The sequence below is a fragment of the Streptomyces sp. NPDC001568 genome, assembly GCF_042893755.1.
Taxonomy (GTDB): Bacteria; Actinomycetota; Actinomycetes; order Streptomycetales; family Streptomycetaceae; genus Streptomyces.
The window spans coordinates 453,965-479,375 of sequence record NZ_JBIAVF010000003.1; the positions used below are offsets into that span (position 1 = coordinate 453,965).

The 25,411-nt window shown below is 72.7% G+C and carries 19 protein-coding genes, 4 tRNA genes and 1 other RNA gene; 14 read left to right on the top strand and 10 right to left on the bottom strand.

Going from position 1 to position 25,411, the window contains the following annotated elements:
- The gene (locus ACFY0I_RS07895) at nucleotides 1-3,342 is read right to left on the bottom strand and encodes a helicase-related protein (protein WP_388891659.1); all 3,342 of its coding nucleotides are present in this window, start codon (nucleotides 3,340-3,342) and stop codon (nucleotides 1-3) included.
- A gap of 343 nt (nucleotides 3,343-3,685) precedes the next feature.
- Nucleotides 3,686-3,773: transfer RNA gene (locus ACFY0I_RS07900), tRNA-Ser, on the bottom strand.
- Between the two features lie 241 nt (nucleotides 3,774-4,014).
- Between ACFY0I_RS07900 and ffs the strand changes: the two genes are divergently transcribed.
- The 6 genes from ffs (at nucleotide 4,015) to ACFY0I_RS07930 (ending at nucleotide 12,683) form a co-directional block, all read left to right on the top strand.
- Nucleotides 4,015-4,113, top strand: an RNA gene (gene ffs, locus ACFY0I_RS07905) — signal recognition particle sRNA small type.
- A 78-nt stretch (nucleotides 4,114-4,191) separates the two neighbouring features.
- The gene (locus ACFY0I_RS07910) at nucleotides 4,192-6,399 is read left to right on the top strand and encodes a DNA polymerase III subunit gamma and tau (RefSeq protein ID WP_388891661.1); all 2,208 of its coding nucleotides are present in this window, start codon (nucleotides 4,192-4,194) and stop codon (nucleotides 6,397-6,399) included.
- A 60-nt stretch (nucleotides 6,400-6,459) separates the two neighbouring features.
- The gene (gene purD / locus ACFY0I_RS07915; protein ID WP_388891664.1) at nucleotides 6,460-7,713 is read left to right on the top strand and encodes a phosphoribosylamine--glycine ligase; all 1,254 of its coding nucleotides are present in this window, start codon (nucleotides 6,460-6,462) and stop codon (nucleotides 7,711-7,713) included.
- Between the two features lie 288 nt (nucleotides 7,714-8,001).
- Nucleotides 8,002-9,849: a hypothetical protein gene (locus ACFY0I_RS07920; RefSeq protein WP_388891666.1), complete on the top strand. Its 1,848-nt coding sequence runs from the start codon at nucleotides 8,002-8,004 to the stop codon at nucleotides 9,847-9,849.
- 370 nt (nucleotides 9,850-10,219) lie between these two features.
- Nucleotides 10,220-11,695, top strand: a complete 1,476-nt coding sequence (locus tag ACFY0I_RS07925) for a N,N-dimethylformamidase beta subunit family domain-containing protein (RefSeq protein WP_388891669.1) — start codon at nucleotides 10,220-10,222, stop codon at nucleotides 11,693-11,695.
- A gap of 85 nt (nucleotides 11,696-11,780) precedes the next feature.
- Nucleotides 11,781-12,683 carry a phosphoribosylaminoimidazolesuccinocarboxamide synthase gene (locus ACFY0I_RS07930; RefSeq protein WP_388891672.1) on the top strand — a complete coding sequence of 301 codons (903 nt, stop codon included), beginning with the start codon at nucleotides 11,781-11,783 and terminating at the stop codon, nucleotides 12,681-12,683.
- 70 nt (nucleotides 12,684-12,753) lie between these two features.
- Here ACFY0I_RS07930 and ACFY0I_RS07935 read toward each other — a convergent pair.
- From ACFY0I_RS07935 to ACFY0I_RS07970, 8 genes are all read right to left on the bottom strand, one after another.
- Nucleotides 12,754-12,826, bottom strand: a tRNA-Gly gene (locus tag ACFY0I_RS07935).
- Between the two features lie 24 nt (nucleotides 12,827-12,850).
- On the bottom strand, nucleotides 12,851-13,462 hold the full coding sequence (locus tag ACFY0I_RS07940; protein ID WP_385572654.1) for a response regulator: 612 nt from the start codon (nucleotides 13,460-13,462) through the stop codon (nucleotides 12,851-12,853).
- On the bottom strand, nucleotides 13,459-14,691 hold the full coding sequence (locus ACFY0I_RS07945; protein ID WP_388891675.1) for a sensor histidine kinase: 1,233 nt from the start codon (nucleotides 14,689-14,691) through the stop codon (nucleotides 13,459-13,461). Before ACFY0I_RS07945 ends, ACFY0I_RS07940 begins: the two co-directional genes overlap by 4 nt.
- A gap of 29 nt (nucleotides 14,692-14,720) precedes the next feature.
- Nucleotides 14,721-15,482 carry an ABC transporter permease gene (locus tag ACFY0I_RS07950; protein WP_388891679.1) on the bottom strand — a complete coding sequence of 254 codons (762 nt, stop codon included), beginning with the start codon at nucleotides 15,480-15,482 and terminating at the stop codon, nucleotides 14,721-14,723.
- Nucleotides 15,479-16,471, bottom strand: a complete 993-nt coding sequence (locus tag ACFY0I_RS07955) for an ABC transporter ATP-binding protein (RefSeq protein WP_388891683.1) — start codon at nucleotides 16,469-16,471, stop codon at nucleotides 15,479-15,481. The genes ACFY0I_RS07950 and ACFY0I_RS07955 overlap by 4 nt, the downstream gene beginning before the upstream one ends.
- A gap of 226 nt (nucleotides 16,472-16,697) precedes the next feature.
- Nucleotides 16,698-16,770, bottom strand: a tRNA-Gly gene (locus tag ACFY0I_RS07960).
- Between the two features lie 78 nt (nucleotides 16,771-16,848).
- Nucleotides 16,849-16,920: transfer RNA gene (locus ACFY0I_RS07965), tRNA-Gly, on the bottom strand.
- An 86-nt stretch (nucleotides 16,921-17,006) separates the two neighbouring features.
- The gene (locus ACFY0I_RS07970) at nucleotides 17,007-17,324 is read right to left on the bottom strand and encodes an Lsr2 family protein (RefSeq protein WP_388891686.1); all 318 of its coding nucleotides are present in this window, start codon (nucleotides 17,322-17,324) and stop codon (nucleotides 17,007-17,009) included.
- Between the two features lie 326 nt (nucleotides 17,325-17,650).
- Here ACFY0I_RS07970 and purS point away from each other — a divergent pair, with 326 nt between their 5' ends.
- From purS to ACFY0I_RS08010, 8 genes are all read left to right on the top strand, one after another.
- Complete coding sequence (purS, locus tag ACFY0I_RS07975; protein ID WP_362874988.1) at nucleotides 17,651-17,911, top strand: phosphoribosylformylglycinamidine synthase subunit PurS; 261 nt, start codon at nucleotides 17,651-17,653, stop codon at nucleotides 17,909-17,911.
- Nucleotides 17,912-17,913: 2 nt separating this feature from the next.
- Nucleotides 17,914-18,594, top strand: coding sequence for a phosphoribosylformylglycinamidine synthase subunit PurQ (purQ, locus tag ACFY0I_RS07980; RefSeq protein ID WP_388891690.1), 681 nt, complete (start codon nucleotides 17,914-17,916; stop codon nucleotides 18,592-18,594).
- The gene (gene purL / locus ACFY0I_RS07985) at nucleotides 18,591-20,840 is read left to right on the top strand and encodes a phosphoribosylformylglycinamidine synthase subunit PurL (protein WP_388891693.1); all 2,250 of its coding nucleotides are present in this window, start codon (nucleotides 18,591-18,593) and stop codon (nucleotides 20,838-20,840) included. The genes purQ and purL overlap by 4 nt, the downstream gene beginning before the upstream one ends.
- A 115-nt stretch (nucleotides 20,841-20,955) precedes the next feature.
- Nucleotides 20,956-21,486, top strand: a complete 531-nt coding sequence (locus ACFY0I_RS07990; protein ID WP_388891696.1) for an ArsR/SmtB family transcription factor — start codon at nucleotides 20,956-20,958, stop codon at nucleotides 21,484-21,486.
- A 109-nt stretch (nucleotides 21,487-21,595) separates the two neighbouring features.
- Nucleotides 21,596-22,408 carry a M23 family metallopeptidase gene (locus tag ACFY0I_RS07995; RefSeq protein WP_388891699.1) on the top strand — a complete coding sequence of 271 codons (813 nt, stop codon included), beginning with the start codon at nucleotides 21,596-21,598 and terminating at the stop codon, nucleotides 22,406-22,408.
- 57 nt (nucleotides 22,409-22,465) lie between these two features.
- Nucleotides 22,466-23,716 (top strand): hypothetical protein, encoded by a 1,251-nt coding sequence (locus ACFY0I_RS08000; protein ID WP_388891702.1) that lies wholly within the window; start codon nucleotides 22,466-22,468, stop codon nucleotides 23,714-23,716.
- Nucleotides 23,717-23,758: 42 nt separating this feature from the next.
- Nucleotides 23,759-24,550 (top strand): sterol carrier family protein, encoded by a 792-nt coding sequence (locus tag ACFY0I_RS08005; protein WP_388891704.1) that lies wholly within the window; start codon nucleotides 23,759-23,761, stop codon nucleotides 24,548-24,550.
- Between the two features lie 49 nt (nucleotides 24,551-24,599).
- Nucleotides 24,600-25,391, top strand: coding sequence for an META domain-containing protein (locus ACFY0I_RS08010; RefSeq protein ID WP_388891706.1), 792 nt, complete (start codon nucleotides 24,600-24,602; stop codon nucleotides 25,389-25,391).
- Nucleotides 25,392-25,411: the final 20 nt, after the last annotated feature.

The window sequence follows — 25,411 nt, forward strand, 5'->3', positions numbered from 1 at the left end:
TCACGCGGGGATCACTCCGATCGAGCAGACGATCTTGATGGGGTCGGATTCGCTGGTCCGGATGACCAGCCTGTCGTCCTCGTGGAGCTGGTTCAGCACCTCGATGAGGTCGTCGTAGCTGAACCGGTTGCGCAAGGCGATCCGAAGCCTGGCATTGGCGTGTTCGGTCAGGGGCCGCTCGTGCAGCGCGTTGAGCGCCTCGCGCGCCTGATCCGTGAACAGGGTGCCGGTGCTGCCGTGCAGCCGCTCCCACACCCGCTTGCGGGTGCCCTTGAGGTTCCCCTCGGCCACCGCCTCCGTCGTCAGCGGACCGTGCACCAGCTGCTCGACCCGCTCGAAGGAGTCGCCCAGCGGTTCACGTGTCGGGGTGTCGGGCTCGGCCTCGAACACCCTGAGGGCCTCCAGCGGGGTCACCAGCCGTTCCCTCATGACTCCGTCCGGGCCGGGTTCGGAGATCGCGAACGCTTCGACGCCGGACCGGGTGTTGATGAAGCAGGCGACCTGATCGCCGGTCTCGGCGACCCGGGGGGAGCGGGTGCTTGCGATGTTGTCCTGCGAGTCCAGGACGCGCCGGACGATGCCGGGATGCCTCTCGATGGCGTGGGACCACACCAGGTACGCCTCGCTGACGGCGTCCGCCTCGCCCTCGTCCTCGTCGGTGTCGGACAGCTTCCCGTTGTACAGGTCCTCGAGGATCTCGACCTCGCGATCGGATCCGAAGAACTGTTCGTCCGAGCCGAATGCCCGGGCGCTGTCGGCGAGCCGCTGCTTGATGCGCAGGCGCAGGTTGATCTGCTGCTCGACCTTGTCGTGGGTGATCAGGTACACGTACACGTGGTCGGACTTCTGGCCGATGCGGTCGACGCGGCCCGCCCGCTGGATGATGCGGATGATCGCCCAGGGCAGGTCGTAGTTGACGACGATGTGCGCGTCCTGGAGGTTCTGCCCCTCCGAGAGCACGTCGGTGGCGACCAGGACGTCCAGCTCGTCGTCGGGGGAGAGCGCGGCGGCGGGGTCGCCCTCGTCGGCGGGCAGTGCGTTGGAACGAGGGGAGAACCGCCTGGCGACCTCGGCGGGGTCGCTGGTGGCGCCGCTGACGAGCCCGACCCTGCCGATGCCGGCGTCCGCCAGCGCCCCGGCCACGTAGGCGGCGGTGTCCACGTACTCGCTGAACACCAGGACCTTCTCCCCCGGGTGTTCGTGACGCAGCAGGTCCACGAGCCGGTTGACCTTGGAGTCGCGGGTGACGTCCCAGGTCCCGAACCGGTTGAGCAGTGCCTCGATGGTGTCGTTGTCCCGGCGGAGATCGGCCCGCAGCGCCGGCGTGAACACCGTGGAGTTGATCCACTTGGTGTGCTTGGGCAGGGAGTGCGCCAGCTGCTCGTAGCGCCCGGTCATGTCGCCGTGCAGCAACGGACCGTCGGACTCGGTCTCGGAGTCGGCGTCGAGGTCGGTGAATTGCAGCTGGGCATCGGTGAACGTGCCGATGGGGAGCGGGAGTCCCTCGTCTATCGCGTACAGGAACAGGTCGTTGCGGGCCCGCTGGCGGGTGAGCGACACGATGAACGAGTGCCCCGACGAGGACAGTCGCTTGAAGAGGCCGGTACGGACGAAGCCGACGACGTTGCCCCGGCCGGCGCGGACGGCGCGCAGCACCGCCAGGTCCTGTTCGGTGTGACGGGCCTTCGGGTTGTCGTAGGAGGACAGCCGGTAGCGGGGCAGCCGCAGTGAGGCCACCGCGTCGAGCGTGGCGTCGCTCTCCATCTCCCGTGCCACGTCGTCATCGGCGAAGTGGTGCACCAGCGGACGCGGCACGCGCGTCGGGAAGTGGAAACGCCGGCCGTTGGCGAATTCCAGGTACTCCCGCTCGACCGTGGTGCCGTCCGGTGCCGTGACGGTCTCCGTCCTCGCGGTCCGTTTGACGAACGACCGGGTCCTGCGCACGAGGTGGTCGCTCATGAGCCGCTTCCAGTCCTCGGCCTCGTCCGACTCGCGGAACGCGGTGAGCGTGGTCGTCTTGCCGTCGACCCTGGCCCGCAGGCCGGGGTCCTCGCCGAGCGCGACGGTGGGCTCGATGCCCAGGTCGTCGTCCTCGTCGAGGTAGAGGCCTATCTGGTTGGCGACGTCCGTGAAGGCCAGGTTGAACGGTGTCGCGGTCAGCAGCAGTACCTTCGCGCCGTTGTCGCGGACGTACTTGTGGATCGCCTCGTAGTCGATGCGCGTGTTGTTGCGCAGGTTGTGCGACTCGTCGCAGATGACGAGGTTGAACCGCTTCAGCTCGGGGAGCCGCCCGGCGGCCATCGAGTAGGGCACGACGCGGCCGTTGACGTCGTACTCCTCCAGGTGCTTGGTCCACATGCCTTCGAGGTTCTTCGGGCACAGGACGAGGGTGGAGTAGTCCTCGGCGCCCTGCAGCATGAGCGAGGTCGCCACGGCCGTCAGGGTCTTGCCCATGCCGACGACGTCGCCGAGCATCGTGCCGCCCCGGCGGACGATCCGGCGCGCGAGGGTGCGGACCGCGGTCTCCTGGTAGGGCAGCAGCAGGTTCTTCATCGACGGCGGCAGGGTGTAGCCCATGCCGGCGCGGGCGTCCTGCGACAACTCGTGGCAGACCTTGAGGTAGACCTCGAACGGGGTCGGTTGGTCGCCGGCCCAGGACGCGGCGATCAGGTCCATGATCTCGACGGTGATGGTGAGCGAGAACGGGTCGTCCCACCGGTCGGTGAACCAGGTGGCGAGCTTCCGGGTCGCGTCCTTGTCGGGCACCTCGATGTTCAGTTCGAGGTTGCTGTAGAGCCCCGCGCCGGTGAAGTTGGAGGAGCCGACGTAGGCGAACCGAGGGGTGTGGTGGTCGCCGGGCTTGTGGAAGATGTACGTCTTCCCGTGCAGCGGCTTCTCGGTGAACACCTTCACCTGAACCAGGCCGTCCGCCAACTGCCCGCGCAAGGTCTCCAGGGTGGCGCGTCCCCGCTTGGTCGCCAGCCCGCGCATCAGCTGGTTGCGCAGGTGCTTGACCAACTGCTCCTTGCGCGCGTGTGCCGTCTCCATGTCGTGGTACTGCTCGTCGTCACCATGAGCGGACTGCACGTCCCGCTGCAGGGATTCGAGGATGGTTTCCGAGTCGCTCGGGGCGACCATGCCGACGAGGAGCCGCACCACCGGATCCCCTGCCGCGCCACCTCCTTCGGCCCCGCGCTTGGCCTCGACGAGGTCTTTGAACGAATCCCAGCCGCGCATGTCGAAGTAACCGGTGGCGACATCGACGCTCGCGAAGTCGGCCAGGGACCGCTTCAGGGCGGTCCCCAACTGTTGGTCGTCGAGGTTGTCAAAGATCTCAGGCACAGAGTTTCGCTCCTGGCACCGGTGGCTCGATTGGCGCCGCGCGCAAGGCACGGAGCCCCGATGCTACGGCGGAGCGTCGCCCTGCAAAGCGCTGCCGGCAGGCATGCGCAGCCGTGGTGATCAAGCAGCGCGGCTGATCCAACCGGTCGGGGGGACTCCTCGGCCTCGGGCGAGGGCCGGGCGATGTTGTGATCACGTGTCAGGTGCGCCGACGGGGGCGAACGACCGGCTCGGATCTCAGGGACGGCCGCGGGGAGCGACGGAGACCGAAGGCGGGACCGCATACGTCGAAGGGCCCCACCGCGAACGGTGGGGCCCTTCGACAACGTGCCCGGTGAGGCACTGGCGGAGGATACGAGATTCGAACTCGTGAGGGGTTGCCCCCAACACGCTTTCCAAGCGTGCGCCCTAGGCCACTAGGCGAATCCTCCGCGGCAAACAATACAAGACGTTGAGGGGTGCTCGCGAACACGATCCGGATCACGGATTCGGAAGTCCTCCCTGATCGGTCCTTGATCCCCGCCGGCCCGGCCCGAGGGCGCCGGAGGGACCACATCGCTCCGCGTCCCTCGACCCGCTCCTCCGCCCCCGTCGGCGCCCCTCCCCGGCCCTCGGATTCCGGAGCGTGCGGGTCCGGGTCGATTGCCGGGGTCGGTATCCGCTAGGGTGGGGCCCAGCCCCTCACGTGGCGCTATCTCACCCAACTCCCCCAGGGCCGGAAGGCAGCAAGGGTAAGTGGGCTCTGGCGGGTGCGTGGGGGGCGCTTTGCGTTCCGGGCGGGGTCGCCGCGGCGGGCCCGGGGGCGTCGGCGGGCCGCCGTTGTCGGCGGGCCCGGATAACCTCGTAGACGTGTCGTCCCTTGCGCTGTACCGCCGCTACCGCCCCGAGTCGTTCGCCGAGGTCATCGGGCAGGAGCATGTCACTGCCCCGCTGATGCAGGCCCTGCGCAACAACCGGGTCAATCACGCGTACCTGTTCAGCGGTCCGCGAGGCTGCGGGAAGACCACCAGCGCGCGCATCCTCGCCCGCTGCCTGAACTGCGAGAAGGGCCCCACGCCCGACCCGTGCGGCGAGTGCCAGTCCTGCCGCGACCTCGCCAGGAACGGCCCGGGCTCGATCGACGTCATCGAGATCGACGCCGCCTCGCACGGTGGTGTGGACGATGCCCGTGACCTGCGGGAAAAGGCGTTCTTCGGGCCGGCGTCGAGCCGCTACAAGATCTACATCATCGACGAGGCCCACATGGTCACCTCGGCGGGCTTCAACGCCCTGCTGAAGGTGGTCGAGGAGCCGCCGGAGCACCTCAAGTTCATCTTCGCCACGACCGAGCCCGAGAAGGTCATCGGCACCATCCGGTCGCGCACCCACCACTACCCCTTCCGTCTCGTTCCGCCCGGCACCCTGCGGGACTACCTCGGTGAGGTCTGCGGCCGTGAGGGCGCCACCGTCGAGGACGGCGTGCTGCCGCTCGTGGTGCGCGCCGGCGCCGGGTCGGTGCGTGACTCGATGTCCGTGATGGACCAACTCCTCGCCGGCGCCGCCGATGACGGTGTGACGTACGCCATGGCGACCTCCCTGCTCGGCTACACCGAGGCCTCCCTGCTCGACTCCGTCATCGACGCCTTCGCGGCCGGCGACGGCGCCGCCGCCTTCGAGGTCGTGGACCGCGTCGTCGAGGGCGGGAACGACCCGCGCCGCTTCGTCGCGGACCTGCTGGAGCGGCTGCGCGACCTGGTGATCCTGGCCGCCGTGCCCGACGCCGGCGAGAAGGGCCTCATCGACGCCCCGGCCGACGTCGTGGAGCGGATGCAGGCCCAGGCCTCCGTGTTCGGGGCCGCCGAGCTGTCGCGCGCCGCCGACCTGGTCAACACCGGCCTCACCGAGATGCGCGGGGCGACCTCGCCGCGGCTCCAGCTGGAGCTGATCTGCGCCCGGGTGCTGCTGCCGGCCGCCTTCGACGACGAACGCTCCTTCCAGGCCCGCCTCGACCGGCTGGAGCGCAGCGGACCCCCGGCCGGGGCGCCCGCCGCCTTCGCGGCCCCGCCGGCGATGGCCTACGTACCGGCCCCCGAGGCGCACGGCATGGCTCCGGCCGGCCCCGGCGGGGGCGTGGCCGCCGCGCGCGCCGCCGTACGCGCCGAGGAGGCGCCCGCTCCGGCCCCCGTGCAGGCCGCCCAGGCCCCCGCACCGCCCGTCGCGGCCCCCCAGGCGCCTCAGGCGCCCGCAGCCTCCGCCTCCGCCCCCGCCTCCGCCCCCGCTCCCGGAGCCTGGCCCGGCGCCGCCCAGCCCGGCAGCGGGGCTCCCGGCGCCTGGCCGGGAGCCGCCACCCCGGCCACGCCCGCCGCCGCCCCCGCTGCCGCCCCGGCCGCGGCTCCGGCTCCCGCCGCCGGCGCCTGGCCCAGCGCCGCCGCCCCCGGCAGCGGCGCCCAGCCGCCCGCCCCGGCCCCTTCGGCCCCCGCCTCCCGGTCGGCCGCTCCCGCGGCGGCCGCGCCCTCCCCCGGCATGGCCGCCGGGGCGGGCCAGGTCCAGGCGATGTGGCCCGGAGTGCTGGAGGCCGTCAAGAACCGGCGCCGCTTCACCTGGATCCTGCTCAGCCAGAACGCCCAGGTCACCGGCTTCGACGGGACCACCCTCCAACTCGGCTTCCCCAACCCCGGAGCCCGCGACAACTTCGCGAGCAGCGGCAGCGAGGAGGTCCTGAAGGCGGTCCTGGCCGAGCAGTTCCAGGTCAACTGGAGGATCGAGGCCGTCGTCGGCCAGGGCGGCGCCCCCGCCCCCGTGGCGCAGGGCTCGTACGCGGCCCCGCCCGCCCCGGCCCACAACCCGCCGCCCCCGCAGCAGCCGCAGGCCCCCGCCGGGCCGCAGCAGTCGTACGAGCCCCAACGGCAGGCTCCCGAGCAGCAGCCCCCCGCGCACCAGGCGCCCCCGCCGGTGGCCCCCGAGGACGACGTCGCGGAGGCGGACGATCCCGACCTCGTGGAGAGCGCGCTCTCCGGGCACGACCTGATCGTGCGCGAGCTCGGAGCCACCGTTGTGGAGGAATACACGAATGAGTAGCGCCCCGTAGTTGGGTGGCCGCACGAAACCGGCCGCGCCGTCCGGGCTACCCTGGGCGGCGTGAAGGTCCTCGTCATCGGCGGCGGCGCCCGCGAACATGCCCTGTGCCGCTCTCTGTCCCTCGACCCCGACGTCAACGCGCTGTACTGCGCTCCCGGCAACGCCGGCATCGCCGAGGTGGCGGAGCTGCGCCCGGTCGACGCCCTCGACGGCGACGCCGTCGCCCGTCTCGCCGGCGAACTCGGCGCCGACCTGGTCGTCGTCGGCCCGGAGGCCCCGCTGGTCGCCGGGGTCGGCGATGCCGTCCGCGCGGCCGGCATCCCCGTCTTCGGCCCGTCCGCGGCAGCCGCCCGGCTGGAGGGGTCCAAGGCCTTCGCCAAGGACGTCATGGCCGCCGCCGGGGTCCCGACCGCGCGCAGCTACGTCTGCGCCACCGCGGACGAGGTGGACGAGGCCCTCGACGCCTTCGGCCCCCCGTACGTCGTCAAGGACGACGGCCTCGCCGCCGGCAAGGGCGTCGTCGTCACCGACGACCTGGCCGCCGCCCGCGCCCACGCGCTGGCCTGCGACCGCGTCGTCATCGAGGAGTACCTCGACGGCCCCGAGGTGTCCCTCTTCGCCATCACCGACGGCGTCACCGTGCTGCCGCTCCAGCCCGCGCAGGACTTCAAGCGCGCGCTCGACGGCGACGAGGGCCCCAACACCGGCGGCATGGGTGCCTACTCGCCGCTCCCGTGGGCCGACCCGAAGCTCGTCGACGAGGTCATGGAGCTGGTGCTCCAGCCCACCGTCGACGAACTGCGCCGCCGCGGCACCCCCTTCTCCGGACTGCTCTACGCGGGCCTGGCCCTCACCGGCCGCGGCACCCGGGTCATCGAGTTCAACGCCCGCTTCGGCGACCCCGAGACCCAGGTGGTCCTCGCCCGGCTGCGCACCCCGCTGGCGGGCGTGCTGCTCAACGCCGCCAACGGCACCCTGGACGCCGGAGCCCCGCTCAGCTGGAGCGACGAGGCGGCCGTCACGGTCGTCATCGCCTCGCACAACTACCCGGAGACGCCGCGCACCGGCGACCCGATCGAGGGCCTGGCCGAGGTCGCGGAGCAGGACGGCCCCGACACCTACGTGCTGCACGCCGGCACCCGGAGCGAGGGCGACGCGGTCGTCAGCGCGGGTGGCCGCGTGCTCTCCGTGACGGCGACCGGAACCGATCTGGCGCAGGCCCGCGAGAAGGCGTATAAGGCCGTCGCGCGCATCCGGCTCGACGGATCGCAGCACCGTACGGACATTGCGGCCAAGGCGGCCGAAGGCCGCTGACCAGCACGACAGCGACAAGGCGGGCCCGGAGCGCGAACGGTGCGCTCCGGGCCCGCGCGCATGTCCGCGTGCGACTGCATCCGGCCGCGTTCGAACGCACCCAGCTTTACCCAAAGCCATTCCATCGGGTGATCGTCACCCGGACTGCCTGACGGCCGCCCCTGCCCCAACTAGGGTGCGGCGCAAGCATTCCGGCACATGGCCCACCGGCATTGCGATGTCGGTGGCTGGTGTCACAGTGGGGGAGTGAGCTACGCCGCCGCAGGGCAGAGGGGGTGAGGTCCGGCCGTGTCCGGAACCGGTTCGATCGCAGAAGTGGGCGCGCCCTCCGCGCGTTCACGGGCCCTCGCCGTGCTGCGGGTCCGCAGCAGGGCGCTGGCCGTCGTGCTGCTGCCCGCCGCCCTCGCGGTGGTGTTGGTGAGCGCCCGGATGACGGGCCGGCTGGCCGGGGATCCCTGGCCCGTGGTGACCCTGGTCGTCTGCGCGGTCGCCGCGCTGGTGCTGCTCGTGGGCGGGATCTTCGCCGCGGTGGTGCTGCGCGCCGGCCCCGCCGTGACACCGACGGTGCCCCTCTCCGAGGCCGCCGCGCCCGACCTCTACCGGCTCGTGCGCGACCTGGCCGACCGGATGGACGTGCCGGCGCCCTCGGCCATAGCCCTCACCCCGGACTGCGACAGCTGGCTGGAGGACCGTACGCACCCGGCCCACCGCCGCGGCGCGCTGTCCGCCGGGCCCGAGTCCGAGCCGGGCGCGGCTCCCGTGCTGGTGATCGGCTCCCCGTTCCTGTGGTGGATGCGCGTCGCCGAACTCCGCGCCGTCCTCGCCCCGGTCGTCGCCGGTACGGGCCCCTCCGCGCACCCGGACATAGCCGACGCGCGCGGCTTCGTCCGCGGCCTCGACGCCGCGGTGGACGTGGGCGGGCGCCGCGGCCTCGGCTGGATCGTGCCTCCCGCCCGGCTGCTGCTGCGGCTGTGCCGCACGGACGCCGCCGAGATGGAACGCGGCGTGGCCGCGGCGGCCTCCGACCGCGCACACGGTGTGGACTACGGGCTGCGCATCATGGCCCAGGAACAGGTCGGCCTCGCCTACGCGGGCTGGGACCGGCTGCTGACCCGCGTCGCCCTGCCCGCCTGGCGGATGGGCCGTTGGCCGGCGCACCTCGACGCCGGGGTGGTCTCCGCCCTGACCGAACTCTCCCGCCGGGACCGGCTGGCCGACGGCTTCACCTCGCGCCTCGGCGACCGACCCGCCTGCGACCTGCTGGAACAGCCCGGCGCGATCGACGAGGCCACCTCGCTGCTGGCCGCCCGGCTGTTCCACGGCGGCCCCGCCGAGACCGGCCCGGACTGGTCGCCGGTGGACTGGACGGCGTACCCGGAGGAGGTCGTGGACCGCAAGTGGCGCACGGAGGCGGCCCGGCTGCACACCGCGCTGGACGTCCTGTCCGTCCCCGCGGGCCCGCCGACGGCGACGCCGCCCGCGGACTCCCGGCACCCCGCCGAACCCCGTGACACCGACGCCGAGCCCCGTCCCGCGAGTTCCGCCGGCTCGGTCGGCGTGCCCGCCGGTGCGGGCGCCCCGACGGCGTACGCCTCCGCGTCCGCCCCGTCGACGTCGGCCCAGGCCCCGGTCGGCCCCGCCGTCCCGGTCCCGTCCGCCCCGTCCGCCCCCTCCGCCCCCGCTCAGGCCGGGGACGCCTTCGACGGCCCCACCCTCGAACGGGTCCTGGGGCACCTGACCGACCCGGCCGGCGACTGCGCGGCTGCCGAGGCCCTCGCCGGCCGCCTCAGCGGTGATCTGGCGCGCGAGGAGCACGCCGCGGGCACCCGCGCGGACGCCGAGAAGGCCCGGGGCGCCGATACGGTGCCGCTGTTCCCGCTCCAGCCGCCGCGCAGCGGCCGGGACCTGCTCGCCGACCACGTCACGGCACTGGTCTGTTGCGCCGCCGTGGACTCGGCCGGCGCCGGCCCGGGTCTGGACTGGCTCGACGGCCCGGTCCTGCTGGTCGGCGGCGAACGCCGCTCCGACCTGGCCCCCCGGGTGCTGTCCCTCGTGGAGGACGGCGATCCGGGACCCCTGCGCGACTGGCTCGCCGAACTCGGCGTCCGCCCCGACAAGCCTGTCCGCCTGGTCTGACCCCCGTGCCCGAGCGGCAGGCCCGGGGCGCGGGGCCCGAGCCCGCCCGAGCCCGAGCCCGAGCCCACGCGAGCCCGCAGAGCGCCCCGACACGGGTCGGAACCCGCCACCACGGCCCGCGGGCCCCGCGCCCGAGCCCGCCGCGACCGCTCTCCTCCGCCCCCCGAAAGCCGCCCCGACCATCCCAATCCGACCCACCGAAGCGGGGGCAGGCCTTCCACTCCCGTTCCGAGCACGTCAATTCGCGACGAACGGTGACGGGCCGCGTGCGTAATGTGATGTGCTGGGACCGGTACCGGCAGGTGTCCGAAAGCTGTCGTGCACCGAAGCGGGAGAAGACGCGTTCGGGGGAGCGAGGGAGGGGAGCGGAATGGGTGCGGACCAGATCCGGCGGTGGGAGTCAGGTGCGCTCGCGCACGCGGTGAACGACCCCTTCGGGCAGGGCCCCCTGCCCTGGTTCCGGGGCAGCGAGCTCTACTACGACGACTCGGGCCAGGTCGTCCCCTGGTACGTCGACCCGGCGGTCGCCGCCGGCCAGATCCCGCGCGCCCGCTCCGGCGGCCCCCGTACCGCCGACGACGTGCACCGCCAGATCAAGGGCTTCGCCTCCACCGGAGCCGTCTCCCCCGGCGAGGCGATCGACTTCCACATCACCGTCGACCCGCCCCAGCAGTTCTCGGTCGACGTGTACCGGATCGGCCACTACGCCGGCGACGGCGCCTTCAAGATCACCACGAGCCCGAGGCTGTCCGGCATCGTCCAGCCGCCCCCGCTCACCGCCGACCGTACGGTCTCCTGCCACCACTGGTGGCTGTCGTGGCGGCTCCAGGTCCCCTCGTACTGGACGGTCGGGGCCTACGTCGCCGTCCTCACCACCGCCGACGGCTACCGCTCGCACATCCCCTTCACGGTCCGCGACGACCACCCCGCCGACCTCCTGCTCCTGCTGCCCGACATCACCTGGCAGGCCTACAACCTCTACCCCGAGGACGGCCACACCGGCGCCAGCCTCTACCACGCCTGGGACGAGGAGGGCCGGCTCCTCGGCGAGCGCGACGCCGCCGTCACCGTCTCCTTCGACCGCCCCTACGCGGGCGCCGGCCTGCCCCTGCACGTCGGCCACGCCTACGACTTCATCCGCTGGGCCGAGCGCTACGGCTACGACCTCGCCTACGCCGACACCCGCGACCTGCACGCCGGCCGCATCGACCCGACCCGCTACCGCGGCCTGGTCTTCCCCGGCCACGACGAGTACTGGTCGGCGCCCATGCGCCGCACCGTGGAGCGGGCCCGCGACCACGGCACCTCGCTCGTCTTCCTGTCCGCCAACACCATGTACTGGCAGGTCGAGCTCGGCCCCTCCCCCTCCGGCGTGGCCGACCGGCTCCTCACCTGCCGCAAGCGCCGGGGCCCGGGCCGTCCCAGCCTCTGGCGCGAGGTGGACCGCCCCGAACAGCAACTGCTCGGCATCCAGTACGCGGGCCGCGTGCCCGAGCCGGCGCCGCTGATCGTCCGCAACTCCACGCACTGGCTGTGGGACTCCACCGGAGCCGCCGAGAACGACGAGCTGGACGGCCTCGTCGCGGGCGAGGCCGACCGGTACTTCCCGCGGACCCAACTGCCCGAGCACCAGGACCGGATCCTGCTCGCGCACTCCCCGTACCTCGACACCGAGGGTGCCAAGCGCCACCAGGAGACCTCCCTCTACCGGGCGCCCAGCGGGGCCCTGGTCTTCGCCTCCGGCACCTTCGCCTGGTCCCCGGCCCTGGACCGCCCCGGCCACGTCGACGAGCGCGTCCAGCGGGCCACCGCCAACCTCCTCGACCGGATCTGCAAGCGCGACTGACGCCGCCGGCGGCCCCCCTGGGCCGGGCACGGGGCCCCGTACGGGAGAATGGGCACGCGCTCGTACAGAACCACAGGGAGACCCCGTGTCCGGATTCGTCGAAAAGCCCGAGCCGGTCCAGGTGCCCGGCCTCGTCCACCTCCACACCGGCAAGGTCCGCGACCTCTACCGCGACGAGGACGGCCGGCTCGTCATGGTCGCCAGCGACCGCATCTCCGCCTTCGACTGGGTGCTGCCCACCGAGATCCCGGACAAGGGCCGCGTCCTGACCCAGCTGTCCCTGTGGTGGTTCGACCAGCTCACCGACATCGTCCCGAACCACGTGATCAGCACCGAGCTGCCCGCGGGAGCCCCCGCCGACTGGGCCGGCCGCACCCTGATCTGCAAGAACCTCGACATGGTCCCCGTCGAGTGCGTGGCCCGCGGCTACCTCACCGGATCCGGTCTGGCCGAATACGAGCAGACCCGCACCGTCTGCGGACTCGCGCTCCCCGAGGGCCTCGTCGACGGCTCCGAGCTGCCCGCCCCGATCTTCACCCCGGCCGCCAAGGCCGAGGTCGGCGAGCACGACGAGAACGTCTCCTACGAGGAGGTCGCCCGCACCACCGGCCCCGAGACGGCCGCGCTGCTGCGCCAGGCCACCCTGGCCGTGTACGGGCGGGCCCGGGACATCGCCCGCGAGCGCGGCATCCTCCTCGCGGACACCAAGTTCGAGTTCGGCTTCGACGCCGACGGCGTCCTGGTCGCGGCCGACGAGGTCCTCACCCCGGACTCGTCCCGCTTCTGGCCCGCCGACCAGTGGGAGCCGGGCCGCGCGCAGCCGTCCTTCGACAAGCAGTTCGTCCGCGACTGGCTGAAGTCCCCGGCCTCCGGCTGGGACCCCAAGGGCGAACTCCCGCCGCCCGCGCTGCCGCAGGAGGTCGTCGACCGGACCCGCGCCAAGTACGTCGAGGCGTACGAGCGGCTCACCGGCCTGTCCTGGACCTGATCCGGGAGCTTCGGGCCGGCCCGGAGGAACGACGAAGGCCCCGATCATCGATCGGGGCCTTCGTCTGCTGAGCGGACAACGCGACTCGAACGCGCGACATCCACCTTGGCAAGGTGGTGCTCTACCAACTGAGCTATGTCCGCCTGTGCGCCGTAGCGCGAGGACAACTATACCCAACCCCGCTCGCGTGCGAGACGCACTGCCGTGTGCCGGTTCTCGGCCCCCAGTTTCGTCGCCGCCGAGGACAGGTAGTTCCGTACGGTCCCCTGCGACAGCGAGGCCCGCTCCGCGATCTCCGCGATCGGCGCCCCGTCCGCCGCGAACTCCAGCACCTCGGCCTCCCGCGCCGTCAGGGGCGAGTCCCCCGCGCTGATCGCGTCGGCCGCCAACTCCGGGTCCACGTAGCGGCCTCCGCCGTGCACGGTGCGGATGAGTTCGGCCAGCCGCTGCGCCGACACCGTCTTCGGCGCGAACGCGCGCACACCGGCCGCCAGGGCCCGCTTCAGGTGCCCGGGCCGCCCGTGACTGGTCACGATCATGGTCTTGCAGTCGGGGAGTTCGGACCGCAGCGTTGTGGCCACGCTCACACCGTCCGCCCCGGGCATCTGGAGGTCCAGGACCGCCACGTCGGGCCGGTGCGCCCGCGCCATGGCCAGCGCCTCCGGTCCCGAAGCCGCCTCGGCGACGACCACCAGATCGTCCTCCAGACCCAGCAGCGCGGCCAGCGCGCCCCGGATCAGGTGCTCGTCGTCCGCCAGCAGTACTCGTACGGGGTTCACGCCCGCGCCTCCACTCGTCGCGCCGGCGGGCCGGGAACCTCGGCCCGCAATCGGAACAGGCCGCCACCGGCCGGTCCCGCCAACAGGGTCCCGCCCACCGCCGCGAGCCGCTCGCGCAGCCCGGCGAGGCCGGAGCCGGGCGGCCCGGCCGGGGCGTCGGGCGCCCCGTCGTTCTCCACCAGCAGGGTCACCGGGCCCGCGCCCTCCGGCACCGTCAGCCGGATCAGGCAGCTGCGCGCGTCCCCGTGCCGCAGCACGTTCGTGGTCGCCTCGCGGACCACCCAGCCCAGCGCCGACTGCACCTCACCCGGCAGCGTCCGCCCCCCGGCCTCCAACTCGACGCGGCAGTCCATGCCGGCCGCGCTCAGCACCCCGCGCGCCCCTTCCAGCTCCACCGCGAGGTCCGCCTCCCGGTAGCCGCGCACGACGTCACGGACCTCCCGCTGCGATTCGCGGGCGATCCGCTGCACCTCGATCATCTGGTCCACCGCCTCCGGGCGCTCGCGCCGCGCCAACTGCACCGCGAGCTCGCTCTTCAGGGCGATCACCGCCAGGTTCCGGCCCATCACGTCGTGCAGGTCCCGCCCGAACCGCAGCCGCTCCTCGGCGACCGCCAGCTGCGCCTGGAGCTCCCGGGCGTGATCGAGCTCGTAGACGGTCTTCAGCAGCCACCGGGAGAACCCGCAGGTGAAGGTCAGCAGCAGGCTGACGATCAGGAACCCGACGGCGAACCCGAAGGAGTCCAGCGGGGGCAGTCCGGCCACCAGCGCCAGGCCCGCCACCGCGACCGAGCCGGTGGGCGCGAGGAGCAGCATGTGGCGGACCTTGTCGAGCATCAGCGTCAGCGCACCGGAGGCGAAGGCCATCGTGTTGATCACGACGGTGGGAGCGACGTTGTCGTTGGTGATCGTCCCGGCGGACCGCAGCACCATCATGGCCACACAGATCGAGGCCGTGAGCGCCACCAGCGCCACCGCGAGCCGCACGGGCCGCTCCCGGCGCCCCAGCGCGTAGTCCAGCGAACGCGAGGACAACAGCCCGCACAGGCCGACCTGCGCGGCCAGCGGCAGCGCCAGTGCGGCGGTGACGGCCCTGTTGCCCTGGGGAGCGAGTCCCACCAGGACCGCGAAGGCCTCGATCACCGCGAAGAAGTGGAACGACCAGCGCGTGTACAACTCGACCTTCGCCGCGCTGGTGCGGTTCTTCCACCATCCGGTCAACTTCGACACGTCGTTCCCACGTCCCCCGGTCGTACGCGCTAGCGGCGCGGTTCCCAGCGGAACCACCGCTGGACAGCAAACACGGTCACCATGATCCAGGCCACCGTGACGGCCGCGGCCGTCAGGAGCTCCCCGTCCGCCGCGCCACCGTCCCAGCCGGCCCGTACGAGGGTCATCACCCCGCTGAGCGGCAGGAGTTCGCACACCGAGGCCATCGCGTCGGGCAGTGAGTCCAGCGGGACGAACAGTCCCGAGCCGAGCGCGGTCAGCAGGAACAGCGGCAGCGTCGTGATCCCGGCGGTCTCGACGTTGCGGGTGAAGGCGCTGGTGGCGGCGGCCATCCCGGCGAGCAGCGGCAGAGCGGCGAGCACGCCGGCGACCAGCGGCAACGGGTTGTCCGGCGCGGGCGCGTCCAGCACGGCCGCCCCGGCGAGGGCGAGGGCGCCGATCTGCACGAGGGCGATGACGGCGGCGGGCAGCGCGGTCCCGGCGAGGATCTCCAGGTCACCGGCCTCACCGGTGCGCAGCCGCTTCAGGACGAGCTCCTCGCGGCGGGCGACGTAGGCGGAGACCAGGTTCATGTAGACGACGAGCAGGAGCACCATCCCGATGCCGCCGGTCAGCGTGGCCACGGCCACCGATCCCACGGTGTCCGCGCTCAGGGTCGAACGCAGGACGAAGACCATCATCACCGGCATGAGCAGGGCCACGCTCAGGGCGGCCCGGTTGCGCACCAGCAGGGTCAGTTCGGAGCGGCCGAGTGCGGTCAGTCGGCCGGGGTTCAGGGTCAGCGTGCTCATCGGGTCCCCACCATCACGTCGTTGTTGCCGTTGCCGTTCTCGCCGGCCCTGCCGCTGCCACCGCCGGCGGCGGACACCGCGCCCGCCTCGCGCCGGCTCCGTGCGATGTCCAGGAAGGCCTCCTCCAGGGAGGCGGAGCGGGCGTCGAGCCCGATCAGTTCCACCCCGGAGTCGTGCGCCCAGCGCAACAGTTCGCCGAGCGCTCCCTGGAGCCGGTCGGTACGGATCTCCACGTGCGGCCCGTCCGCCGCCGCCCGCAGCCCCAGCGGGAGCCGCCCGGCGGGCACCCCGTCCGGCAGGGTGAAGCGGATCCGGGACGGCCGGGTCGCCGTCACCTCGGCGGGGGTTCCGGTCAGGACGAGCTCGCCCTCGTGCAGGATCGCCAGCCGGTCCGCGAGTGCCTCGGCCTCCTCCAGGTAGTGCGTGGTCAGCAGCACCGTGGTGCCCTGCGCCCGCAGTTCCCGTACGAGGGCCCAGGTGTCCCGGCGCCCCTCCGGGTCCATGCCGGTGGTGGGCTCGTCGAGGAACAGCACCTCGGGCCGCCCCAGCAGGGCCAGCGCCAGGTCGAGCCGCCGCCGCTCGCCCCCGGACAGCTGCTTGACCCGTACGGAGACCCGTGCATCCAGCCCGACCAGCCCCAGCACCTCCGCGGCCGGCCGTGCCCCGGAGGTGACCCCGCTCCACATCCGGACGGTCTCGGCGACCGACAGGTCCGAGGGGAAGCCGCCCTCCTGGAGCATGACGCCGGTCCGTGGCCGGACCTCGCTCCGCCGGGCGTACGGGTCCAGGCCGAAGACGCGGACCTGCCCGCCGGTCGGTGCGCTCAGCCCCTCCAGGAGTTCCACCGTGGAAGTCTTGCCGGCCCCGTTGGTGCCGAGCAGCGCGAAGATCTCGCCGCGGGCCACCGAGAAGGAGACGCCCCGTACCGCCTCGAACCCGCCGGTGTAGCCGCGGCGCAGTCCCTCTGCCTGGATCACTGTGTCGGTCATGTCCCCAGCCTCGCGGCGGCCGGCCGGGCCGGTCAGTGCGCGCTGTCACGGCTCCCGATGACATTTGTCATCGACGGTGATCCACGCCACACGGGCTGCGGAATCGGTGCGGAACGCGGAACGCGGAACAGGGGCAGGGAACGGGGAACCCGGGACACGGAACCCGGGACATAGAACGCGGAACACGACAAAGGCCCCGATCAATGATCGGGGCCTTTGTTCGCTGAGCGGACGACGCGACTCGAACGCGCGACATCCACCTTGGCAAGGTGGTGCTCTACCAACTGAGCTACGTCCGCATGCTTGCACGACACGAGTGCCGTGGGCTGCGAGCATCACTCTACCTGATCCACAACCGTGGCCGGTAAAGCGTGCAGAGCGGGTGACAGGGATCGCACACTGCGCCTCCCCCCTGGAAGGGGGGTGTTCTGCTACTGAACTACACCCGCACGACTTCGGGTTCCGGCCTTCCGGCTGGCCCCTCGGCGTGATCCACACATTAGCCGATCGGTGGGGGTGCTTGGCAAATCCGCTCTCAGTGGGCGGCGTTGTACGCCTCGTAGACGCGCTTGGGGATCCGTCCGCGGGGCGGCACGTCGTGCTGGTTCGCCCGGGCCCAGGCGCGGACGACCGCCGGGTCGGGGGCCACCGCTGTGTGCCGGAACACCTTCCCGGAACGGGACTGGCGGCGGCCGGCGGCCACGAAGGGGGCCAGGCCCTTCCGCAGTTTCTTTGCGTTGGCCGCATTGAGGTCGATCTCGTACGACTTACCGTCCAGAGCGAACACGACCGTTTCCGCCGCTTCCCCGCCGTCGAGGTCGTCGGAGAGCGTGACTACTACGCGCTGCGCCACGGATATCGGTCCCTTCGTACGCGGTCACCACCCGTTGACGTGCGGTGATGTCGCGTGTGTGGATGTTTCGGTGGAATGCATCAAACCGCCGGAATCCCGGCTGATTCCTTTGTACCGTGATTCTCATTGAATAGCGAAGCCCAGTTAATTATCCCCGCGTGTCCCGCCGCAATGCCGGGCGCGTGGTTTTCCGGTGGATTTTGCGAAGCGTTGGTGAAGCCGAAACGGCGGGATGATCGGCGGCATGCGATATCTACCCGCGTAGAAATTTCGGCCGGGTACGCTGATGGAACCGCCTTCGCACCAACCACCACACGGGAGTGCCAGTGGCACGCGTCGTAGTCGACGTCATGCTCAAGCCGGAGATCCTCGACCCCCAGGGCCAGGCGGTGCAGCGTGCACTGCCGCGTCTGGGCTTCGAGGGGATCGCCGACGTCCGCCAGGGGAAGCGCTTCGAACTGGAGGTGGAGGGACCGGTCGACCAGGCCGCCCTCGACCGCATCCACAAGATGGCCGAAACCTTCCTCGCCAACACCGTCATCGAAGACTTCACCGTCCGCGTCGAGACCGTGAAGGTCGAGGCCTGACGGTGACCACTCGCATCGGAGTCGTCACGTTCCCCGGAACGCTCGACGACCGTGACTCGCTGCGCGCCATCCGCCTCGCGGGGGCCGAGCCCGTCTCGCTCTGGCACCGCGACAAGGACCTGCACCAGGTCGACGCGGTCGTCCTCGCGGGCGGCTTCTCCTACGGGGACTACCTGCGCGCCGGGGCCATCTCCCGCTTCTCGCCGGTCATGGAGACCATCATCGAGCAGGCCAAGGGCGGCATGCCCGTCCTCGGCATCTGCAACGGCTTCCAGGTCCTCACCGAGGCCCACCTGCTGCCGGGGGCGATGCTCCGCAACAACCACCTCCACTTCATCTGCCGCGACCAGACGCTGCGGGTGGAGAACGCGGAGACCGCGTGGACCGGCGACTACACCGCCGGCCAGGAGATCTCCGTCCCGCTCAAGAACATGGACGGCCGCTACACCGCCGACGAGCACACGCTCGATGAACTGGAGGCCGAAGGACGAGTGGCCTTCCGGTACGTGGACGTGAACCCGAACGGTTCGCTGCGCGACATCGCCGGCATCACCAACGCCGCGGGCAACGTCGTCGGCCTCATGCCGCACCCCGAGCACGCGGTCGAGCCGCTGATCGGGACGGGCCGCACCGACGGCCTCCCGTTCTTCACGTCGGTCCTGAAGAAGCTGGTCAGCGCATGAGCCTCGATACCGTCAAGAACGCCACCGGGACCCCGGACGCCGCGCAGCCCTGGAAGGAACTCGGCCTCAAGGAGGACGAGTACGCGCGCATCCGCGAGATCCTCGGCCGCCGCCCCACGGGCGCCGAGCTCGCCATGTACTCCGTCATGTGGTCCGAGCACTGCTCGTACAAGAGCAGCAAGGTGCACCTGAAGCAGTTCGGCGAGAAGGTCCCGCAGAACGACGCCATGCTCGTCGGCATCGGTGAGAACGCGGGCGTCGTCGACGTCGGCCAGGGCTACGCGGTCACCTTCAAGGTCGAGTCGCACAACCACCCCTCGTACATCGAGCCCTACCAGGGCGCGGCCACGGGCATCGGCGGCATCGTCCGCGACATCCTCGCGATGGGCGCCCGCCCGGTCGCCGTCGTGGACCCGCTGCGCTTCGGCGCGGCCGACCACCCCGACACCAAGCGCGTCCTGCCGGGCGTCGTCGCCGGCATCGGCGGCTACGGCAACTGCCTGGGCCTGCCCAACATCGGCGGCGAGGTCGTCTTCGACGCCTGCTACCAGGGCAACCCGCTGGTGAACGCCGGCTGCATCGGCGTCATGAAGCACGAGGACATCCACCTCGCGAAGGCCTCCGGGCCCGGCAACAAGGTCATCCTCTACGGTGCCCGCACGGGCGGCGACGGCATCGGCGGCGTCTCGGTCCTCGCGTCCGAGACCTTCGACGACACCAAGCCGACCAAGCGCCCCGCCGTCCAGGTCGGCGACCCCTTCCAGGAGAAGCTCCTCATCGAGTGCACCCTGGAGATCTTCAAGGAGAAGCTGGTCGCCGGCATCCAGGACCTCGGCGGCGCCGGGCTCTCCTGCGCCACGTCCGAGCTGGCCTCGGCCGGTTCGGGCGGCATGCGCGTCGAGCTGGACACCGTCCCGCTGCGCGACGCGACGCTCTCGCCCGAGGAAATCCTCATGAGCGAGTCGCAGGAGCGCATGTGCGCGATCGTCGAGCCGCAGCACGTCGACCGCTTCATGGAGATCTGCGAGAAGTGGGACGTCATCGCCACCGTCATCGGTGAGGTGACCGAGGGCGAGCAGCTGGAGATCTACTGGCACGGCGAGCTCATCGTGGACGTGCCCCCGGGCACCGTCGCCCACGAGGGCCCGACCTACCACCGCCCGTACGCGCGCCCCTCCTGGCAGGACGCCCTCCAGGCCGACGACGCGGGCAAGCTGCCCCGTCCGCAGACCTCCGAGGAGCTCCGCGCGCAGGTCCTGGCGCTGGTGTCGTCCCCGAACCAGGCCTCGAAGTCCTGGATCACCGACCAGTACGACCGGTTCGTGCAGGGCAACACGGTGCTCTCGCAGCCCGAGGACGCGGGCATGGTCCGCATCGACGAGGAGACCAACCTCGGCGTCGCCATGGCCACCGACGGCAACGGCCGGTTCGCCAAGCTCGACCCGTACACGGGCGCGCAGCTGGCGCTGGCCGAGGCGTACCGCAACGTGTCCGCGACCGGCGCGAAGCCGCTGGCCATCTCCGACTGCCTGAACTTCGGCTCCCCCGAGGACCCGGACGTCATGTGGCAGTTCGCCGAGGCCACCCGCGGTCTCGCGGACGGCTGTCTGGAGCTGGGCACCCCGGTGACCGGCGGCAACGTCTCGCTCTACAACCAGACCGGCGAGACCGCGATCCACCCGACCCCGGTCGTGGCGGTCCTCGGCGTGATCGACGACGTCAACCGCCGTACGCCGATGGCGTTCGCGGAGGCCGGACAGCTGCTGTACCTGCTCGGCGACACCGCCGAGGAGTTCGGCGGCTCGGCCTGGTCGCAGGTCGTTCACGACCACCTCGGCGGCATGCCGCCGAAGGTGGACCTGGGTCGCGAGAAGCTGCTCGGCGAGATCCTGATCTCCGCCTCGCGCGACGGCATGGTCGACGCGGCGCACGACCTGTCCGACGGCGGCGTGATCCAGGCGCTCACCGAGTCCTGCCTGCGCGGCGGCAACGGTGCGCGGATCGTGGTCCCCGAGGACCTGGACGCGTTCACCTTCCTGTTCTCCGAGTCCGCGGGCCGCGCCATCGTGGCCGTCCCGCGCAGCGAGGAGCTCCGGTTCACCGACATGTGCGGTGCCCGGGGTCTGCCGGCCGCCCGCATCGGTGTGGTCGACGGCGACGCGATCGAGGTCCAGGGCGAGTTCACGCTCCCGCTGGCCGAGCTCCGCGAGGCCCACGAGGCGACGATCCCGGCGCTGCTCGCCTGATCCCGCCCGCCCGCTCCACGTACGAGCCCCCGTCCGGACGCTGTCCGGGCGGGGGCCCGTTCGTTCCCGGGGCCGACTCTTGTACGGAGTTACGTAATCACGTAACTTCATCGGCATGGAGCTTGAGGACCGTGTCGCCGAGCTGGAACGCCGGCTCGCCGCACTGGAAGCCGGAGAGCGGGCTGAGCGGGCAGCGCCCCCCGAACCCGGCCGCGCCGAGGGGGACTTCTGGGCCCTGGAGGGTTGGAAGGCGCGCCTCGCGGAGGCCGGACCCGCGGCGGAGGCGGGCGGAGTGCTCTTCACGGGCGCCGTCACCCTGCCCGCCGGGGAGCGCTACGAATGGCAACAGGCCGCCGTCACCGAGGACGTGCTCGACCCCGGGGCCGACGCCGGCCGCACCGCCGACTCCCTCGCCGCCCTCGGCAACCCGGTCCGACTGCGGCTGCTGCGCGAGATCCTCGGTGGGCGGCGCACGGCCGCCGAACTGACCGCGCTCGACGGGGTCGGCACCAGCGGGCAGGTCTACCACCACCTGCGCCAACTGACGGCGGCCGGCTGGCTGCACACGACCGGCCGGGGCCGCCACGAGGTTCCCGTCAGCCGGGTGGTCCCGCTCCTCGTCCTGCTGTCCGCCGCGATCGCCTGAGGTGAGCACGATGACCCCGAGTCCATCGACCCCGAGTCCATCGACCCCGAGTGCGTCGACCCCGAGTGCGTCGACTCCTCCCACGAGGGCCCGGTCCAAGGCGCTGTACGTGTCCTACCGGCTGCTCCTGGTCCTCGCGTTCGCCATGATCGCGGTGGACCTCACGGTCGGACTGCCCTTCGGTACGGCCTGGTTCCTGGTGTGCGTGGCCGGCGGCGTGCTGCTCCAGATCGCGACCGGCGTCGTGGCGGCCCGCGACCCCCGCACCGGTGAGCCGCCGATCGAGATCGACCCGCCGGTGCGCGGTCTGTGGAGCGCCCTCAACAGCCCGGCCGACAAGGTGCCCAGCCACGGCACGCACCGCTTGGGCCAGGCCTGCGCGATCGACGTCGTCGCCGAGCCGGAGCCCGGTTCGGGGCGCGAGCGGCCCCCGTTCGCCACGTTCTGGCCGCTGGTGCGGCCCGCCCGCGACTTCCCGGCCTTCGGCGCCCCGGTGCTCGCCGTCGCCGACGCGACCGTCGTACGGGTGAGCGACCGCTGGCGCGACCACGCCAGCCGCAACTCCTGGCCCGCCGCGGTCCACCAGATGCTGATCGCCGGCGGCCTGCGCGACCTGGTCGGCGCCGGCTGCGTCCTCGGCAACCACGTCGTCCTCGACCTCGGCGAGGGCCGGTACGCGGTCTACGCCCACCTGCGCCGGGGCACCCTGGCCGTCCGCCCGGGGGACCGCGTCAGCGCCGGTCGGCTCCTCGCCGAGTGCGGCAACTCCGGCAACTCCACCGAACCGCACCTGCACTTCCAGCTCATGGACGGCCCCGACCCCGACACCGCCCGGGGCCTGCCCTTCACCTGGCGCGGCGTCGGCGTCCCGGCCGGCGGCGAGACCTTCGACGCCGGAGCCGGGCGCGCGATCCGGCCGTAGCGATTCCGTGGCACGCCCGGCATCCGCGCTCACGAGGGGTGTCCGCATACTGACGCCGTGAGTGACTTCGTCAAGTACCTGCCGCCCGCGGCGATACCCGAGGGCGGCGCCCCCGAATGGAAGGCCGCCGACGCCGAACGCTGGCGCGCGGCCCGCGTCCCCGCCGTCCTCGGGCCCGTCGCCGGAGGCTGGATCCTCCTCCCCCTGATCCTGTGCGCGGTCGTCCTGCTCGCCTGGAACACCCCCGAGGACACCTCCGTCGGCACCGAATGGGCCGGCTACCCGGCGGCCGTCCTGCTGCTGGCCCTCCCCGCCTGGTACCGCTTCCTGCCGGGCGCGAGTGCCGTCGCCGCGCCGCTGATCGCCCTGGACGCGGTCCTCGTCCTCGGGGAACTCGCCCCGGGGGACACCGCCGGCCGCGCCGGAGCGGGGCTGATCATCGGCATCTCCGCCCTCGCCCTCACCGGGGCCCTCCTGCGCCTGCGCTCCCGCAGGGTCCAGCGGGCCCTGATCCTGGAGGCGGCCGGCGACGCCCGCAGTCCCCTGCCGGCCGCCCTTCCCGACAGCCACCGCACCCGGGGCCGCACGCTGCTCCTGACCGGGGCCCCGCTCTGCGCGCTCGCCGCGGCCCTGCTCCTGACCGCCCTCGCCCAGGACCTGAACGCGCCCCCGGGACAGCCGTACGACGCCACCGGACAGCAGGTCCTCGCGCTGCTGCTGCTCGTCCCCGGCACCCCGCTGTTCGGCCGCGGCGTCACGGCCGCCGGCGCCGCCCGCAGGCTCCACCTGGGCCCGCAGCCCGTGCTGCGCGTCGGCGTCCGCCGCTCCGAGGACACGGCCTGGATCCTCGCGGACGCCCGGACCCCCACCGCCCCGCCGCTGGTCGCCTTCCGCAACCGCTTCGACGACAGCTACTCCTCCCGACCCGGCCGCATCCTCGTGGGCGGCCCGTCGGAGCGACTGCGCGCCGAGCACCACGACATCAACCCGGACACCGAAGCGTACGAGGCCCTGCTGTACGGCGTTCCCCGCGAAGGCGCCGAGGTCGTCCTGGAGTACGCCGTCAACACCCACGACGGCCACATCGTCACCCGGTTCACGGCCGCCCCCCTCATGCCGTTCCGTCGCCACCGACTGCGCCCGTGGCCGCCGGCCGGCGTCTCGTACGCCCAGCAGCGCGAGGAGCGGGCCGAGCGCCGCCGCCAGGAGCGCTCGTCCTCGTCGTCCTCGTCGTCCTCCGGGGGCTGCGGCTCCTCCGACGGCGGCAGCTGCGGCAGCAGTTGCGGCGGGGGCTGCGGCGGCGACTGACGCCCCCGGCCCGCGGGGCCGGCCCCCGAGTAGGGTCGGCCCATGCCGCCTGGGAAGAAGAAGCCGCGCACGTACGACCCCGCGAGGATCCGTACGGCCGTCACCACGCAGTTCGGGCACGTCGCCGAAGCCGTAAAGGGCCTGACGCCGGAGCAGCTCGCCCGGCCGAGCGGCCTCGGCGACTGGACCGTGGCGGACCTCGCCGCCCACGTCGCGTGGATCGCCGACTCGCTCGCGGCCGGCCTGGCCCGGCCGCCCGCCGCCGTCGCCGAACTCCCGGCCGTCGAGTGGCCCTTCGCCACCGCCTCCCTCGCCGGGAAGATCTCCGAGGCCGCCCGCGAGACCCTGGACGGCGCCCCGCTGCCCGAGCTGTACGGGACGGCCGCCGCCCGACTGGCCGCGGAGCTGGAACGCAACGCGGGCAGCCGGGTACTGGACCTGTGGATCGGCGACATGACCCTCGCCGACTTCCTCGTCACCCGGACCGTCGAGCTCGTCGTCCACACCGACGACCTGAACCGGGCCACCGGACTGGACATCCCCCTGGACCGGCAGGCGCTGGCCGCCTGCACCCGGCTGCTCGCCGACGCCCTCGCGGTCAAGGCGCCCGGCGGCTCGGTGGAGGTACGGATCCCGCCGTTCGCGGTGGTCCAGTGCGTCGCGGGCCCGCGCCACACCCGCGGCACCCCGCCCAACGTGGTGGAGACCGACCCGCTCACCTGGATCCGGCTCGCCACCGGCCGCACCGGCTGGGCCGAGGCCCTGGACTCCGCGCGGGTCAGCGCCAGCGGGGAACGCGCCGACCTGGCGGCCCTGCTCCCGCTGATGAGCTGACCCGGCGCGCGGAGGGGAACCGCCCGACCGCCCGGCCCGTCCCAGGAGCATGCGTACCCTCAGGCACCTCACGACCGGCCTGGCCCTCCTCGGCCTCGCCGCCTGCGGCCAGTCCGCGCAGAGCGGCTCCGACCCGCTCCCCGACCCCACGGGCTCCTGGGCCGTCGAATCCCTGACCACCGGCGGCCGGACCCTGCACGCGCCGGCCGCCGCCCGCGTCGACATCGGTCCGGACGAGGCCACCGGCAACTACGGGTGCAACGGCTTCACGGCGCGGCTCGCCCGCGACGGCGCGTCCGTCCTCGTCGTCACGCCCGGCCAGAGCACCACGATGGCCTGCGAGAACATGGAGTTCGAGACGGCCTTCGCGAAACTGCTCACCGGCCGCCTCACCCTCGATCGCGGCCCCGACCGGCTCACCCTGAAGACCGCCGACGGGAGCACCATCGCCATGAGCTCCAAGCCCCCGGTCCCCGACGCCCCCCTCGTCGCGACCCACTGGAGCGTCGACTCCCTGATCGACGGCGAGAGCGTGTCCTCCCTCGCCCCCGAGGCGGCGGGCCGGGCCCGCTTCACCCTCGCCGCCGACGGCGCCGCGAGCGGCAACCTCGGCTGCAACCGGTTCAGCGCGCCCGCCACCGTCGACGGCCCCTCGCTCACCTTCGGGCCGCTCACCGCGACCCGGATGGCCTGCGAGGGACCGACGGGCGAGGTCGAGCGGGCGCTGACCGCCCTGCTCGGCGGCGGCCCGCTCGCCTGGAAGGTCCAGGGCACCTCCCTCACCCTCACCGCCCCCGACGGCAAGGGCCTCGGCGCCAAGGCGGTCACGGCCGTCGAGTGACGGCCCCGACGCCCTGCCCG